Here is a 15578-nt window from a genome sequence, read left to right as displayed (position 1 = left end):
TTTGCCATACCCCTCGATAAACCGAATCGCCGCTCACGACCCGCGTGCCTCCGCCGTCACATCGGCCACTATCCATAAAGGACAAACGGGCCGGGCGTCGTCACCGACAAGAAACCGCAGGTCGTGAGGTTGAGCAACTTGAGATGATCGACTCACGGCCCCTCGCCACTCAAGACCACCGCGAGTGAGCGCGTTTCATCGGGATTTCATGGCTCCGCCCTACGGTTCCGGGCACGGATCCGCGCTCGCGGGCCGGTTGTCCACGAGGAGACGTGCATGAGCCCGGCGAGCCGGACCCCGTACAACATGGTGCTGCCCCGGGAAGACGCGCCGAGTCCCGGGGAGCGGGACGGGGTCGTCGGACCCGGCTGGAGCTGGGCGGCGTTCTCCATGCCGTGGGCCGACGGCCGTCCGTCGCCGAAGTACCGGTGGACGTTGTTCGAAACCGCCGCCCACGCCGTCGAGGACCTCCGCCGCTGCCTCGACGACGGCAACGTCGGCAGGCGCGGTGCCCTTTGCTCGTCCGTGCTCCGGAAACGCGGGGCACCGCGGGAACTGGTGCTGTGCGACGCCGCCGACTGGGCCTGCGTCGTCCACGAGGTCCGCGCCGGGGTGCATCTGACCGACGCCGCCGACGCCTACTTCGCGCGCTGGCGGACGAGCATGGCGGGGCACCGCTTCACGATCATCAACGCCGGCGTACCGACTGTCTGGTGAGGTCCAGACCTTCCAGCGCGAGGGAACGTTGCAGGGAATCGCCGTCGGATCCGATGGTGGTGAGCACCCACTCGAAATGCTCCCTCGCCGCCACGGGATCGCCCGCGGCGAGATGGGTGCGGCCGAGCCGGTTGCGGATCTCGGACTCCATCCCGGCGATGGTCTCCTCGGTGACCGCGGTCAGCGCCCGCCGCTGGAGCTCGAACGCCGCGTCGAGGTTCCCCAGCTCCAGCTCCGCGGCACCCAGGCGGGCGAGGGCGGTCGCGGTCAGCAGGCCGTCCGTGGTCTCCTCGGCGAGTTCGACGGACCTCCGGAAGTCCAGCGCGGCTTCGGCGAACCTGCCGATTTCGAGCTGGACGGTGCCGATATGGCACAGCACCCTCGCCAGCATCCCCGCGCTGCCGATCTCCTCGCTCAGCTCACGGGCACGGTTGAGGTGGTCGAGTGCTTCTTCGTGCTCGCCCTGCAGATAGGCGAGATAGCCGAGCGCGGACAGCGATCGTTCGGCGAGCCAGCTGTCCCCGACCTCGTCGGCCAAGACCATCACCCGCCGCGTGCCGGGGATGGCGAGATCGTGCCTGCCGGCGATCAGATCCGCCATGGCAAGCCCGCCCAGCGCACGGGCCTCCACCCCGCGGTCGCCCGAGGCCTGGCCCGCCCGCAGCGCGTCGTCAAAACAGCCGCGCGCCCGGTCCAGCTGCCCCTGCGCGGCGTAGGCGTAGCCGAGGCAGAACCGCAGCGACGACACCAGCCGTTCGTCTTCGGCCTGTTCCGCGAGTGGCAGCGCGACCTGCAGTGCCGTCCGGCATTCGTGGTACCGCTGCTGGCGCGCGAGATAGTCGACCAGCCCTTCGGCGATCGAGCACGCGAGGCCGTCCAGTCCCGCCTCCGCCGCTTGGGTGACCACCTCCGGCAGATCGCCGACGGCGTCGAGCCAGGCGGAAGCGTCCCGTTGCCCGGTGAACGCTCCGCCGGACTCCAGCGGGAACCGCGCGACGCCCCATTCGCTCGCCCGGCGAGCGGCGCTGAGGTACAGCCCGTACACCCGTTTTCGCGCCGCTTCGGCGACGTCCTCCGGCATCTCGCCGGCGAGCCGCCGAGCGTAGACCGCCACCAGGTCATGCAGCCGGTAGCGACCGCTCGCCGGTTCCTGCACGAGGCTGGCGTCGACGAGGCTTTCCAGCTGCCGCTCGGCTTCGGCGGGCGAGGAGCCCAGCAGGGCGGCGACCGAAAGCCGGTCGAATTCGGCGGTCGGTGACAGGCCGAGCACCGTGAACGCGTTCTGTTCGGCAGGCCGAAGCTGCTCGTAGGACAGGCGCAGTGCCACCTCGACGCTGCGGTCCTCGGCGGTCAGCTCCCCGAGCCTGCGCTCGTCGTCCGACATCCGGTCCACCAGGTCCTTGAATGTCCACATCGGACGGTTCTGCAACCGGGCACCCGCGATCCGCAGCGCGAGCGGCAGCCGCCCGCACAGTCCGGCGAGCGCGCGCACGGCGAACCGTTCGCCCTCGGCCCTCGGCGCCCCCACGATCCGCCCGAGCAGCTTCTCCGCCGCTTCGAGGCCCAGCGCGCCAAGGGAAACCCGCCGGTCGGCGTCCAAACCGGACAGACGACGCCTGCTGGTCACCAGCACGCGGCTGCCCGGCCCGGACGGCAGCAGCGGGCGCACCTGCCCGGCGGATTCGGCGTTGTCGAGCACCAGCAGCAACCTCAGCTGCGAGGTCGCCGCCCGCCACGACGCGGCCAGTTCGTCGAGATCGTCCGGCATGGCGCCGTCTTCGACACCGACCGCGCGCAGCAGCCGCCGCAGCGCGCGCTCCGGCTTCACCGGCTCACGGCCTTCGGTGTAGCCGTGGAGATCCACGAACAAGGCACCGTCCGGATAGGACTCGCGAAGCCGGTGTGCCGCGCGCACCGCGAGCGTGGTCTTCCCCGCGCCGGGAACGCCGTCGACGGCGTCGACCGAGACCGACTCCGGATCGCCGTCCTCGACGAGCAGCGCGAGTTCCCGGTCCCTGCCGACGAGTTCGCCGTTGGTGGCGGGCAGTTCATTGCGGATCCGGCGGGACGGTTCGCGGCGCGGGGCGACCCCGAGCAGCGTCTCGTCCCCGCGCAGCACCGCTTCCTGCACCTGCCGCAGTTCCTCACCCGGCTCGACGCCGAGCTGCTCGATCAGCCGCTCGCGGACGTCGGTGAACACCTCCAGCGCCTCCGCCTGCCGCCCGCCGCCGTAGAGCGCCCGCATCAACAACGCGGCCAGCGGCTCGCTCGGCGGATCGGCCGACACCAGCGCCGACAGCTCGCCGATCACCTCGTCGAACCGCCCGAGTTTCAGCTGGGCCCGCAGTTTCCGGCGCAGCAGCAGAAGCCTGCGTTCCTCCAGCCGTCGCCGCTCGCCCTGGACGAACGCGCCCGGCAACCCCGTCAGCGGCTCGCCGTGGAACAGCCGGAGCGCGTCGGCGAAGGTGTCCACCGCGGTGACAAGGTCACCCGTCTCCTCGGCGGTGGCAGCCACGACGGCGATCTCCTCCAACCGCACCACGTCGAGGCGCACCCCGCCGCTGGCGAACCGGTAACCACCGCGATCGGACACGATCACCGAGTCCCGCGGCTTCTGCCCGGAAGTGTCCAGGCATTGCCGCAGCCGCCGGACGTACACCGGCAGCACGTTGGACTCCGGCGGCTTTTCCCAGAGCCCGTCGGTGAGTTCGTAGTGGCTGACGGTCACGTCCGGGCGCAGCAGCAGCGCGGCCAGCACGGCCTGCTGCCGGACCGGCCCCAGGTCCAGCCGGGTCTCCCCGTGCCAGGCCCGCAACGGGCCGAGTAGTTCGAAGCGAAGTCGCGAGTCCGGCATGATCCCCCCATCGTTGCGCATCAGCCCGGCACCACGATCCCGTGGTCGAACGCGTAGACGATCGCCGCCGCCCGGTCACGCAGCTGGAGTTTGGTGAAGATCCGGCCGATATGGCTTTTCACGGTCACCTCCGAGATGACGAGTGCCGCGGCGATCTCCGCGTTGGTCAGCCCGCGGCCGATCGCCCGGAGCACGTCCTGCTCCCTCGGGGTCAGCAGTTCCGGCGACCGGCCACCGCTGCCGTTCCCGGCGGCCTGCCGGTACGCGGCGAGCACCCGGCCGGTGACCCCGGGGTCGAGCCACGCGTCACCCGCGGCGACCGCCCGCACGGCCCGGATCAGGTCTTCGGCAGGGGAATCCTTGAGGACGTAACCGGCGGCGCCCGCCCGCAGCGCGTCGGCCAGGAGGTTGTCGTCGTCGAACGTGGTCAGCGCGAGCACGGGCGGATGGCCACCGGACCGCCGCAGTCTGCTGGTCGCCTCGACGCCGCCGACGTTCTTCATCCGCAGGTCCATCACGATGACGTCGACCTCGTGCGCGGCCAGCGCCGACGGCACTTCCGAACCGTCGCCGCATTCCCCCGCGATGACGAAGCCGTCGCGACGCCGCAGGATGCGCCGCAGCCCGGACCGGACCAGCTCCTGGTCGTCGACCAGCAGCACCTGGATCTCGGCGGCGGTCACGCTTTGGCTCCCGGCACGGTGACCTGCACGATCCACTGCCTGCCACTGGGCCCGGCGCTGAGATCGGCGCCGAGCTGGGCCGCGCGGACGGCCATCCCCGCCAGTCCCGAACCGTCCTCTACCGAGCGCCGGACGGGCGAAGGGAGTGTGTTGCTGACGATGAGCTTCACGCCGGACCGACCTGCGTTCAGCCGGACCTCCGCGGTCGCGCCGGGGGCGTGCTTGACGACGTTGACCAGTGATTCCTGCACGATCCGGTAGAGGCCCAATCCTTCCGAGGCGCCTACCCGGCCGAGGTCGCCTTCCTGTGTATAGCGCACCGCCAGTCCGGCGCTGCGGGTGCGTTCCACCAGCGTCGCGATGTCCTCCACACCCGGCAGCGGGGCACTGCCCGACGGGGAGTCGGCGAGCAGGCCGACCGTGCGGCGGATGTCGGCCATCGCGGCGCGTCCCACCTGCTCGGCTTCGGTCAGAGCTTCGATCGCCTCGTCGACGTCGCGGTCCTGCTGCAACGCGTGGCGGGCACCGGTCAGATGCAGCAGGGTGATGCTGAGCGAATGGCCGACGACGTCGTGCACCTCACGCGCGATGCGCTGGCGTTCGGCGAGCAGGGCCTTGTCGCGGGAGGCGTCACGGTTGTCGCGTTCGGCGTCCAGCACCCTGGTGTACCAGCGGACCATGAGCCCGCCGCTGAGGCCGAGCAGGATCGCGACCATGTACACCGGCCCGCCGATCAGCCCGCCCCAGATCCCGGCCACGACCAGTACCGCCTCGCCCGCGACGGTGACGAGGGCGATCCCCCACGTCGTGCGCAGGACACTGCCCGCTTCGGTGGCCGCGACCAGCAGCAGGAGCGGCGCGAAATCCGGGAGCGCCGGCTCGATGAGGAGGACCGCGGCCGCGGCGATCAGCGCCGCCACCCGCGCCCACGGCACGACCCAGCCTGTGACGGCCCAGGCCAGCGGCGTGGCGAGCACGAGCAGCCCGCCCAGCGCGACCGGCTGCGGCGGCACCAACGCGTCCCGCTGCACCACGGCGACCACGGCGAACACCACGCTCAGCAGGGTGGAGGTCGCCGGAACCCACCACGGCAGGCTCAAGCCGGCTCGGGTGAGGCTGGCCTGCACCCGTGCCCGGAACCGGTCCCGCAAGATCTCCAGCACGCCATCAGCCTAGGAAGCGCCGGGAAGCGAGTCATCGTGCGGCGGGCGGCACCCGTCTCCGCCCACGGTAGGAGGCCGGCGAGCACGGTGGGATGAAATCCGGATGAAACCCGGGTCGGTCATTCCTGGCTGAGCGCGACCCAGTTCAGTTTCTCCTGTTCTCGTTTCGGCAGGCCCGCGACGACGAGGTCGTAGGAGTCCTCGATCATCTCCCGGACGAAGTCGTCGGTCAGCGAACCGTCCAGCTCGACGGTGTTCCAGTGTCGTTTGTTCAGGTGGTAGCCGGGGGTGATCGCCGGATGCTCGGCGCGCAACCGGACGGCGAGGTCGGGCTCGCATTTGAGACTGATCCGCAGCGGTTTCGCCTTGAGCGGGCCGAGCGCGAACACCTTGCCCGCGACCTTGTACACGTTGATGTCCTCGCCGAACGGGAACTCCTCCCGGGCGCCGGGGAGGCCGAGGCAGAGCTTCCGGAGAGCGGCTGGCTTCATGGCGTTCAGGCTAACCGCGACCACCGACAGAAACCTGTCCCGTCCGGGGCGTTGACCGGTTGTCGGTGATTCATTGACGATGGGTGGAGCCGACTGGGTGGAGGCGAAACCGATATGCGCGTGAAGCAGCTCGCCGTCGCGGGAATCCTGTTGCTGGGCGTGGTTCCGGGGGTTGCCGCGGCGGCTCCGCCGACGCCGGTGGAGAGCACCGCCACCAGCGGCTGGGTCGGCACCTGGGCGGCGGCGCCCGCGGCCGGGGTCGCCGGGACCGACAACGGCTACCCGAACTTCTCGATCCGCAACATCGTGCACACCAGCGCCGGCGGGCACGAGGTACGCGTCCGGCTGTCGAACGCCTTCGGCCGGACCCCGGTGCTGTTCGGGCGGGTGACCGTCGCGGTCGCCGCCGGCCCGGACACCCCGCAGGCCGTACCCGGCACGATGCGAACACTGACCTTCGGCGGAGATCGCGAGGTCACCGTGCCCCCGGGCGCCGACATCGTCAGCGACGGCGCGGCGCTGACCGTGCCGAGGGACGGCGACCTCTTGGTCACCACGTACACCCCGACGCCGTCGGGCCCGGTCACCTACCACCCGCTCGCGATACAGAACTCCTACTTCACCCGGAACGGCGACAAATCCGCCGACGAGTCGGCGGCCGCGTTCCCGGAGAAGACCGCGGTCTGGCATTACGTGTCCGGAGTGGACGTCCGGGGCCCGGGTTTGCGGGGCAGTGTGGTGGCGATCGGCGACTCGATCACCGACGGGGCGAACTCGACCTGGGGCGCGAACCTGCGCTGGCCCGATCAGCTCGCCGACAAGATCAGCACGCGGCTCGGCGTGCTCAACGCCGGGATCAGCGGGAACCGGCTGCTGCTCGACGGCGGCACCTACGGGGTCAACGCGCTGGCCAGGCTCGACAGGGACGTCCTGAACCAGTCGGGGGTGCGGACGGCGATCGTGTTCGAGGGCATCAACGACATCCAGCAGACCCCGCACCAGGCCGATCCGAACAAGATCATCTCGGCGCTGAAACAGATCGCGACGAGGGCGCACGACCGCGGCCTGCGGGTGCTGGGCGCGACGATCACGCCGTGGAAGGGCTGGGGTTCGTACACGCCCCAGCTCGAGGAGACCCGGCAGGCGGTCAACCGGTTCATCCGGACCAGCAGGCACTTCGACTCCTACATCGACTTCGACGCGGCGATCCGCGACCCCGCCGACCCGCAGCGGATGAAACCCGAGTACGACTCCGGCGATCACCTCCATCCCGGAGACAAGGGCTTCACCGCCATGGCGAACGCCGTCCCGCTGCCCGGACTCCGGCAGGAATAAGGGCTGCGCCAGGCGGTTCCGTGGGGCACGATGAACTGATGGCGATCAGGAATGACTAGCGACGACAGCGGTACCCGAGCGACGGCGCGGCTGGTCCGGTTCGCCGAACACGACGCGCGCGCCGAAACGCTCCGGGCACAGCTCGCGGATCTCCACGGAACGATCCGGCTGGCGAAACGGACGTCGAACCTGTTCCGGGCTCGGACGGCGACCAGTACGCCAGGGCTGGACGTCTCGGGCTTCACGCATGTCCTCGACGTCGATCCACTGGCACGCACGGCCGAAGTCGAAGGCATGGTCACCTACGAGCAGCTCGTGGACGCGACCCTGCCCCACGGGTTGATGCCGCTGGTCGTACCGCAGCTCAAGACGATCACACTCGGGGGCGCGGTCACCGGCCTCGGCATCGAGTCGTCCTCGTTCCGCAACGGCCTCGTGCACGAGTCGGTGCTGGAGATGGAGTTGCTCACCGGCGATGGGCGGATCGTCGTCGCGAACGCGGACAACGAGCACAGCGAACTGTTCCACGGCTTCCCGAACTCGTACGGGACGCTCGGCTACGCGCTGCGGCTGAAGATCGAACTGGAGCCGGTCAAACCGTACGTGCGGCTCGACCACGTCCGCTACGAGGACACGGACGAGTACTTCGCGGCACTCGGTGAAGCCTGCCGTAACGGGTCGGCCGATTTCGTGGACGGAACGGTCTTCGGACCGGGCGAGCAGTACCTGACGCTGGGCACGTTCACCACCACGGCGCCCGCGACCAGCGACTACACCTGGCTCGACATCTACTACAAGTCGATCCGCTCCCGCGAGACGGATCATCTGAGCGTCCGCGACTACCTGTGGCGCTGGGACACGGACTGGTTCTGGTGCTCGCGGGCGTTCGGCGTGCAGCACCGGCTCCCCCGGCTGCTGCTGGGCAGGCGGCTGCTGCGGTCTTCGGTCTACTGGAAGGCGGTGGCGCTCGACCGCCGGTTCGGGATCGCCGCGAAGCTGCTCAAGCTGCGCGGGCTTCCGCCGGAGGAGACGATCGTCCAGGACATCGAGGTTCCGCTGTCGCGTGCCGCGGAGTTCCTGGACTTCTTCCGCCGCGAGATCCCGATCAGCCCGGTGTGGATCTGCCCGCTGAAGCAGCGGCCGGGTGGCGTGAACTCGCCGCTGTACGAACTGGACCCCGAAACGCTGTACGTCAACTTCGGGTTCTGGTCCGCGGTCCCACTTGACCCTGGCGAGGAACCCGATACGCACAATCGGCTGATCGAGGCCGAAGTGACGCGACTCGGCGGGCGGAAGTCGCTGTATTCCGACAGTTTCTATACCGAAGACGAGTTCTGGCGGCTGTACAACGGCGACGCCTACCGGAAACTGAAGACGGCTTACGACCCCGACGGCCGCCTGCTCGACCTGTACGCGAAATGCGTGCGGCGGCGGTGACCCGGGCCGGGAAGAAGAGAGACGAACATGGCTGAGACGACGACCGTCGGCAAGATCTTCGAGCGGTTGCTCGGCCCGAGCGCCGAAGTGTCCATCACCGCCTACGACGGCAGCAAGAGCGGCCCGGCGGACGCACCGGTGTCGATCCAGGTGCGGTCGCCGCTGGCGTTGACGTACTTGATGTCTTCACCGGGAGACCTCGGTCTCGCGCGGGCTTACGTGGCAGGCGCGCTCGAGGTGGACGGTGACCTCTACACGGCGCTGCACGCCCTCGTGGCACAGGTCGATCAACTCAGCGCCGCGGACCGGTTGTGGCTGCTGCGCGAACTCGGGCCGAGGCACCTGCGCCGCGTCGCGCCACCCGCCGAGGAGCTGCCGAGCCGCGCCAAACGCGTCTTCGACGGCCTGCGGCACTCGAAAACGCGCGACAGCAACGCGATCTCGAATCACTACGACGTCTCGAACCGGTTCTACGAGCTGGTACTCGGCCCGTCGATGGCCTACACCTGCGCCGCGTATCCGTCCGCCGATTCCTCGCTGGAAGAGGCGCAGGCACATAAGTTCGACCTCGTGTGCCGGAAACTCGACCTCAAACCGGGGATGCGGCTGCTGGACGTCGGCTGCGGCTGGGGCGGCATGGTGGAGCACGCCGTCGAGCACTACGGCGTCGAAGCGCTCGGTGTCACCCTTTCGCGCGAACAGGCGCAGTGGGCACAAAAGGACATCGTGACCAAGGGCCTCGCGGACCGCGCCGAGGTGCGGCATCTCGACTACCGCGACGTCACCGAAACGGATTTCGACGCGGTGTCGTCGATCGGGCTCACCGAGCACATCGGCGCGCGCAACCTGCCGTCGTACTTCCGTTTCCTCGCCGGGAAACTGAAGACGCACGGGCGGCTGCTGAACCACTGCATCACCAACCCGGACACCTCCGTCCCGCACCGGTCACGCGGGTTCATCGACCGGTACGTCTTCCCCGACGGCGAACTGGAGTCCGTCGGCGAGATCGCCACCGCGATGCACGACAGCGGGCTCGAGGTGCGGCATTCGGAGAACCTCCGCGAGCACTACGCCACCACCCTCGGCGCGTGGTGCGCCAACCTCGACGCGAACTGGGACGCGGCCGTCGCCGAAGCGGGCGCCGGGCGGAGCCGCGTCTGGGCGCTGTACATGGCCGCGTGCCGCCTCGCCTTCGAGCGCCGGGAGATCGAACTGCACCAGGTGCTCGGGGTCAAGGTCGGTCCGGACGGGGACTCGGGCATGCCGCTGAGGCCGGACTGGGGCGTGTAGACCTCAGTGACGGAAGGCTTCGGCGAGCCACCACGAGCCGCCGTCGTCGGCGATCTTGGCGTCGATGACGAGCGGCGCGTCCCGTGACCCGCCGAGCCATTCCGTGACCGCGCCCAGGTCCTCGACCGAACGTACGGTGACGCCGTCACAGCCGAAGCCGCGGCCGATCGCCACGATGTCGGTGTCGGGGAACCGGACGGTGGTCATGTCCGCGTCGCCGAAGTGGTGGATCTCGGCGCCGTACGCGGCGTCGTTGTAGACGATGACCACGAGCGGAATCCGCAGCCGTACCGCGGTTTCCAGTTCGGAGATGGCCATGTGGAACCCGCCGTCGCCGACGCCGAGCACCGGTAGCCTGTCCGGCCGCGCCAGTGCCGCGCCGATCGCCGTCCCCATGCCCAGCCCGACGCATTGGAACGCCTGTGTGAAGCAGAAACCGTTCTCGTCGGGGACGGACAGATACGCGCTCGGGTAGCCCATGAAGTTGCCGGAGTCGATCGAGACCACGCGTTCGGCGGGCAGGATCTCGTCGAGACGACGGCTGAGCGTGCGCGGATCGATCCTCCCGTCGCCGGATAGGTCGTTATACGGCACGTCGTTCCACCGTGTGCTTTCGAGGGCTTCGCGGCTCGCTCGGTGTCCACGCCTTTTCAGCTCGGCGTGCACGTCCACGGCCGTGCTGGTGACGTCGCCGACGACGCCGAGGTCGATCGGCCGGTGGGCGCCGAGCGCGGCCTGCTCGACGTCGACCTGGACCAGGCGGGCCGCCGGACCGAGGAGCGTGCCGTGCCGGGTGGTCCACATGTTCAGCGCGCAACCCCAGCCGATCACGAGGTCGGCATTCCTGATGAGGTCCGCCGTTCGCGGCGACGAGAAGCCGCCCGAGATCCCCAGCGAGAAGGGATCGTCGTGGAAGAGGCCGTGCGCCACCGCCGATGTCGACAGCAACGCGCCGGAGGCCTCCGCGAGTTCTTTCAGCGGCGCGGAACCGGCCCGGGCACCGCGACCGGCGACGAACACCGGCCGCCGTGCTTCGCCGAGGAGGTCCGCCAGTTTCGCGACCGCGTCGACGTTCGGCCGGATCGGCGCCGGGCCGGTGATTTTCGGAACCCGGGTCGATTCCGGAGCTTCCTGCGCTTGGACGTCGAGCGGCAGATTGAGCAGGACGGTCCGGCGTTGCTGCACCGCCGTCCGGTACGCGCGGACGGTGTCGGCGACCGCGGTCCCCGCGCCGTGGACGCGTTCCGGCACGGCACCGACGGCGGTTCCGAGCGCGTCCTGGTCGATCCGGAAGTTCGACAGCACCGACGACGCGGCGGTGTCGGCGGTCAGCACGATCATCGGGGTCCGGCTCTTGGCCGCCTCGGTGATCCCGGTCAGCGCGTTGGTCAACCCGACGCCCTGATGGAGACTCAGCGCCGACACACGGCCGCTCATCCGCGCGTACGCGTCGGCCATACTCGCCGCGCCACCCTCGTGCCGGGCGGCGACGAACGGCACCCCGCCCGCCCGCAAACCGTTGGTGGCCTCGAAGTTGCCACTGCCCACCACCCCGAACGCCGCACCCACGCCGAGTTCGGCGAGGGTGCGGCCGACCAGTTCCGCGACGTTCATGCCCGCTCGACCAGCGCGTAGACCCTGGCGGGGCTGCCGGAGCCGCCGACGATCGGAAGCGGGCTGACGATCAACAAAGATCCGGTGGGCGGCAGACTCGCCAGATTCTGCAACTGGGTCAAGCCATGCTTTCCCGCGCCCAGAAGGAGTTCGTGGCAAGGGAAGGCAGGTTCGATGGCCAGCGCCTGCCCCGCGTCCGTGCCCACGGTCTCCACCCCGAACCCGGTGATCGGCGCCTCCTCCGCGAGCCAGCGGGCACACTCCCCCGAGACACCCGGCGAATGCGGGCCGTTCTCGTCGTTGTTGAGGAAGGCCTCCTGATCATGCGAACGGGCGTCCCAGCCCGTGCGGTAGAGCAACCAGCCGCCGTCGGGAAGCGGACCGTTCACCCGCTCCCACTCACGGATGTCGTCGATGGACAGCAGGAAATCCGGATCCTCGGCCGCGCGAGCCGACGCGTCGAGCACCACCGCCGGCGCGACCAGCGTCCGCAAGGGAACCTGGGACACGTCGTGGCCGTCCTTTCCCGACAGCCAGTGAACGGGAACGTCGAGGTGGGTCCCGGTGTGCTCGCCGGTGTGGATGTTGTTCCAGTACCAGCGCGGCCCGCGTTCGTCGTACCGGCTGATCTCCTCCAGGCCGAACGGGATCGTGTTCGCGAACGGCTCCGGCAACTGGAGGATCGGCGTGCTCTCACTCAAGGGGGCGGTGAGGTCGACGACCTCGATCGTGCCCGTGGTGATCGCGGTGTTCAGCTGGGCCAACAACGACATGCGTGCCTCCCGGGAGTGACTGCGGCGTCTTCGACCACCTTAGGCGGATTTCGGGTTTGATGGCTGCCGGAGACGTCGCCGATACGCTGAGGAGGAGATCCACATGGCGAGGTTGAGGACTTCTCCGGATCTCATCCTGCGCGCGGTGACGGGTGACGGACGATTCCTCGGCACCATCGGCAAGTTCTTCGTGGACGGCGACGCCGAAATCGCCTACTGGATCGACCGTTCGGTTTGGGACCGGGGAATCGCCAGCCGAGCACTCGCGCTCTTTTTGGACATGGTCGAGGTCCGGCCTTTGTACGCCCGCGCCGCCAGCGACAATCTCGGGTCGCTTCGGGTCCTGCAGAAGGCAGGCTTCACGGTCATCGGCACCGAGAACGCCTACGCGTCCGCCAGGGGCACCGAGATCGAAGAAAACCGTTCCGCGCCTTGATGTCGGGTCGCTGTCCGGCTCATGACCTCGCGCTGTCAGTCTTTGCGGTTCCCTTACTTCTCGACAATATTCAGGTTTCGGCCATCACGAGAATTTGAGGCGAGTGGATTCACGAAGTCAGCGCACCACCTGATTCCAACGGGAGCTTGTTGAGACTTCGGCGAGTTCGAGCAAACCCGTGGACTCCCTGGATTAGCCACCAATTCTCCAGGGTTCAGCCATTGCGCCCAGGCGACTCACCGACCGTTTGACCTAAGTAGAGTAATTTTCATCTTCGCACACCTGTTCGATCACTGGTATTCTCGTGGGGTGTCCAGCCAACGAATCCTCGAACCGCCGCAGGAGCTGTGGCGTGCCGGTGCGCGCGAGCTCGCGCACGGCGTCGTGGAGCGGTTGTCGGTGGCACGTCAGGCGTTGGCTGAGGTCGGGCAGTACCTGGCGGAGATCGAGTCCCGCGGCCCGATGGAACTCTTCGGGCATGGTTCGACGGCGGGCTGGTTCGCCGAAACCGCCCGCATCACCCCGAACGAAGCCCGTGACACCGTGGCGCGGGCGTTGGCGGTGAACGAGAGCCGCAACCTCGACGGCTCCCCCGCACCGGCGTTCGCACCCATCGCCGGAGCCGCCGCCGCGGAAGGCGAGCTCGGGCACCAGCAACTCGACCCCATCCTGGCCGTACTGAAGAAAATCCCGGCAGAGGTGTCGGCCGAGGACCGGTCTGGTGCGGAACGGATCTTGGTGAACCTGGCCCGTCACGCCGGGCCCCAAGAGATCACCAACGTCGGCGCCGAACTCCTGGCGCATCTGGATCCCGACGGGAACGAGCCGAAAGACGACGACCTCGAACCACCCTCACGTGAGGTGTATCTGCGCAAGCGTGAGGATGGCTGGTGGCGGCTCAACGGCCTGCTGGATCCCGAATTCGGGGCCAGAATGAACGCCCTGTTCGACACCTGGGGACAGCGAAGACCCGTCGACCAGGACGGCAACCGCGACCCTCGCACCCCCGGCGAACGCCATGGTGACGCGCTCTTCGACGCGATCCACTACGCGATGACCAACGAGAAGGCGCCTACGTTGTCCGGGGACCGGACCACCGTCGTCGTCACCATCCCCCTGGACCCTGACATCCGGACTGGGATCCGCCTGCATCGACGAAGTTTCGCAGATCACCGCACGGCACGCCCGCATGCTCGCCTGCGACGCCAAGATCATCCCCGCCGTCCTCGGCTCCGAGAGCGAACCCCTCGACATCGGCCGCGCCACCCGGTCCGTCAGCCCCGCACAACGACGCGCCCTGAATTTCCGCGACCACGGCTGCGCCTTCCCCGGCTGCCACCGACAGCCCAAACACTGCGAAGCCCACCATATTTTGCCGTGGGGCCAACTCGGCGACACCGACCTCGACAACCTCTGCCTACTCTGCCGCTACCACCACATGGTCATCCACGGACAATCCGGCTGGAAAGTCCAGATCACCAACGGACGACCCGAATTCATCCCACCCCAATACCTCGACCCGCTACAAACCCCACGCCGCAACCACCGCTGAACCCGAGGAGCCCGCCGACCACCACCGGCGACGGGCCCTTCGGCATGCCCGGAGAACGACACCGACCACGCGAGGCATCAGCTAATCACTGTCCGGCCTCACTTCCAGGGAAACACCCCCACACACCCCGCGTGCCCTCGCTCAGTTGAACCACGTACCGAACATCGAACTCTCCGACCGCGTCGAGCCGTTGAAAACCCCTTGGACGCGTCGTCATGTGCGTTGTCGCGAGCCCATGATCCTCTTCTGACTTTCCTGCTGTATCGCCGGCGGCGGCCTATCGTGTCCGCTCATCCCGGGCGCGGAACTCGCCGAATCCTTGGTACTCCGTCAGCGACGGTGTCCGTGCTTGGCACCGGAAGTCATCGACCCAGAATCACCAAATCCAGCCCCTGCAACCGTTCCCGGTCCGCGATGACGTCGATCTCGCTGATCTTCCCGTCCACGAAAGCGAACGCGAGGACCACCGAAGGCCGTCCTTCGTCGGCCATCACGAGTCCGATGCCGCCGTTCACCAGCGCGAGCTGAGTGACGGCCGCCCGCACCGAAGCGGCCGCCGCACCACGGGCCACCGTGTCGACACCTCGCAGGAAGATCGGCGCGCGCGACGGGCCCGCGGCCTTGTCGGCGCGGAGGACGACGTCGGGGTGCAGGAGTTCGAGGAGCGCTTCGAAGTCTCCGCCGCGGGCCGCGGCCAGGTAGGCGTCGACGACTTGGCGGCGTCGCGCGACGTCCGGTTCCGTGGTGACGGAACGGCCTTGGACGCGGCGCCGGGCGCGGCTCGCGAGTTGCCGGGCGGCGGCCGGGGTGCGGTCGATCAGCGGGGCGATCTCGTCGAACGGTACGGCGAACATGTCGTGCAGGACGAACGCGAGCCGTTCGGCGGGGGCCAGCGTGTCCAGGACCACCAGCATCGCGAGTCCGACCGAGTCGGCCAGCACCGCGTCGGCGGCGGGATCGACCGAGGAGCCGATCGGCTCGGACGACTGGTCGTCGAGCGGTTCCTCCCGCCGGTGGTCGCGCGAGCGCAGCACGTTCAGGCATACCCGCGCCACCACCGTGGTCAGCCAGCCGCCGAGGTTCTCGATCTCACTCGCATCGGCGCGATCGAGCCGCAGCCACGTGTCCTGGACGGCGTCTTCGGCCTCGCTGACCGAACCCAGCATCCGGTACGCCACCGCCCGCAGCCTGGTCCGGTGCTCCTCGAAACGTTCAGTCAGCTGATCCACCGCT

At 68.9% G+C, this 15578-nt stretch carries 12 protein-coding genes and 1 pseudogene; 6 read left to right on the top strand and 7 right to left on the bottom strand.

Annotated elements, in window-relative coordinates:
- Positions 1–276 precede the first annotated feature (276 nt).
- Positions 277–717: a hypothetical protein gene (locus tag DL991_RS22745; RefSeq protein ID WP_125786367.1), complete on the top strand. Its 441-nt coding sequence runs from the start codon at positions 277–279 to the stop codon at positions 715–717.
- On the opposite strand, the gene DL991_RS22740 is transcribed toward DL991_RS22745, so the two are convergent.
- The 4 genes from DL991_RS22740 to DL991_RS22725 form a co-directional block, all read right to left on the bottom strand.
- Positions 689–3592 carry an AfsR/SARP family transcriptional regulator gene (locus tag DL991_RS22740; protein ID WP_125786366.1) on the bottom strand — a complete coding sequence of 968 codons (2904 nt, stop codon included), beginning with the start codon at positions 3590–3592 and terminating at the stop codon, positions 689–691. The two genes, DL991_RS22745 and DL991_RS22740, sit on opposite strands and share 29 nt — an antisense overlap.
- Positions 3592–4254: a response regulator transcription factor gene (locus DL991_RS22735; RefSeq protein ID WP_125786365.1), complete on the bottom strand. Its 663-nt coding sequence runs from the start codon at positions 4252–4254 to the stop codon at positions 3592–3594. The genes DL991_RS22740 and DL991_RS22735 overlap by 1 nt, the downstream gene beginning before the upstream one ends.
- The gene (locus tag DL991_RS22730) at positions 4251–5417 is read right to left on the bottom strand and encodes a sensor histidine kinase (RefSeq protein ID WP_125786364.1); all 1167 of its coding nucleotides are present in this window, start codon (positions 5415–5417) and stop codon (positions 4251–4253) included. The genes DL991_RS22735 and DL991_RS22730 overlap by 4 nt, the downstream gene beginning before the upstream one ends.
- A 119-nt stretch (positions 5418–5536) precedes the next feature.
- A complete protein-coding gene (locus DL991_RS22725; RefSeq protein WP_125786363.1) occupies positions 5537–5908 on the bottom strand; it encodes an MmcQ/YjbR family DNA-binding protein in 372 nt (123 codons plus the stop codon).
- A gap of 114 nt (positions 5909–6022) precedes the next feature.
- On the opposite strand from DL991_RS22725, the gene DL991_RS22720 reads away from it, so the two are divergent.
- From DL991_RS22720 to DL991_RS22710, 3 genes are read left to right on the top strand one after another with little or no spacing between them, the layout of a single operon-like run.
- Positions 6023–7243 (top strand): SGNH/GDSL hydrolase family protein, encoded by a 1221-nt coding sequence (locus DL991_RS22720; RefSeq protein WP_125786362.1) that lies wholly within the window; start codon positions 6023–6025, stop codon positions 7241–7243.
- Positions 7244–7294: 51 nt separating this feature from the next.
- Complete coding sequence (locus tag DL991_RS22715; RefSeq protein WP_125786361.1) at positions 7295–8680, top strand: FAD-binding oxidoreductase; 1386 nt, start codon at positions 7295–7297, stop codon at positions 8678–8680.
- A gap of 27 nt (positions 8681–8707) precedes the next feature.
- A complete protein-coding gene (locus tag DL991_RS22710) occupies positions 8708–9970 on the top strand; it encodes a class I SAM-dependent methyltransferase (RefSeq protein ID WP_125786360.1) in 1263 nt (420 codons plus the stop codon).
- Positions 9971–9973: 3 nt separating this feature from the next.
- Here DL991_RS22710 and DL991_RS22705 read toward each other — a convergent pair whose 3' ends face one another.
- Together DL991_RS22705 and DL991_RS22700 are read right to left on the bottom strand one after the other, a co-directional pair.
- Positions 9974–11584, bottom strand: a complete 1611-nt coding sequence (locus DL991_RS22705; protein ID WP_125786359.1) for a thiamine pyrophosphate-binding protein — start codon at positions 11582–11584, stop codon at positions 9974–9976.
- Positions 11581–12357 carry a cyclase family protein gene (locus tag DL991_RS22700; RefSeq protein WP_125786358.1) on the bottom strand — a complete coding sequence of 259 codons (777 nt, stop codon included), beginning with the start codon at positions 12355–12357 and terminating at the stop codon, positions 11581–11583. The genes DL991_RS22705 and DL991_RS22700 overlap by 4 nt, the downstream gene beginning before the upstream one ends.
- Positions 12358–12460: 103 nt before the next feature.
- Between DL991_RS22700 and DL991_RS22695 the strand changes: the two genes are divergently transcribed.
- Together DL991_RS22695 and DL991_RS22690 are read left to right on the top strand one after the other, a co-directional pair.
- Positions 12461–12793: a GNAT family N-acetyltransferase gene (locus DL991_RS22695; RefSeq protein WP_125786357.1), complete on the top strand. Its 333-nt coding sequence runs from the start codon at positions 12461–12463 to the stop codon at positions 12791–12793.
- 309 nt (positions 12794–13102) lie between these two features.
- Positions 13103–14345: pseudogene (locus DL991_RS22690) on the top strand (DUF222 domain-containing protein).
- A 362-nt stretch (positions 14346–14707) separates the two neighbouring features.
- Here DL991_RS22690 and DL991_RS22685 read toward each other — a convergent pair.
- The gene (locus tag DL991_RS22685; protein WP_125786356.1) at positions 14708–15574 is read right to left on the bottom strand and encodes a sigma-70 family RNA polymerase sigma factor; all 867 of its coding nucleotides are present in this window, start codon (positions 15572–15574) and stop codon (positions 14708–14710) included.
- Positions 15575–15578: the final 4 nt, after the last annotated feature.

The organism is Amycolatopsis sp. WAC 01375 (assembly GCF_003947325.1).
Lineage (GTDB): Bacteria > Actinomycetota > Actinomycetes > Mycobacteriales > Pseudonocardiaceae > Amycolatopsis.
Note: the sequence above shows the minus strand (reverse complement) of the source record. Positions and strands in the feature narration are given on the sequence as shown.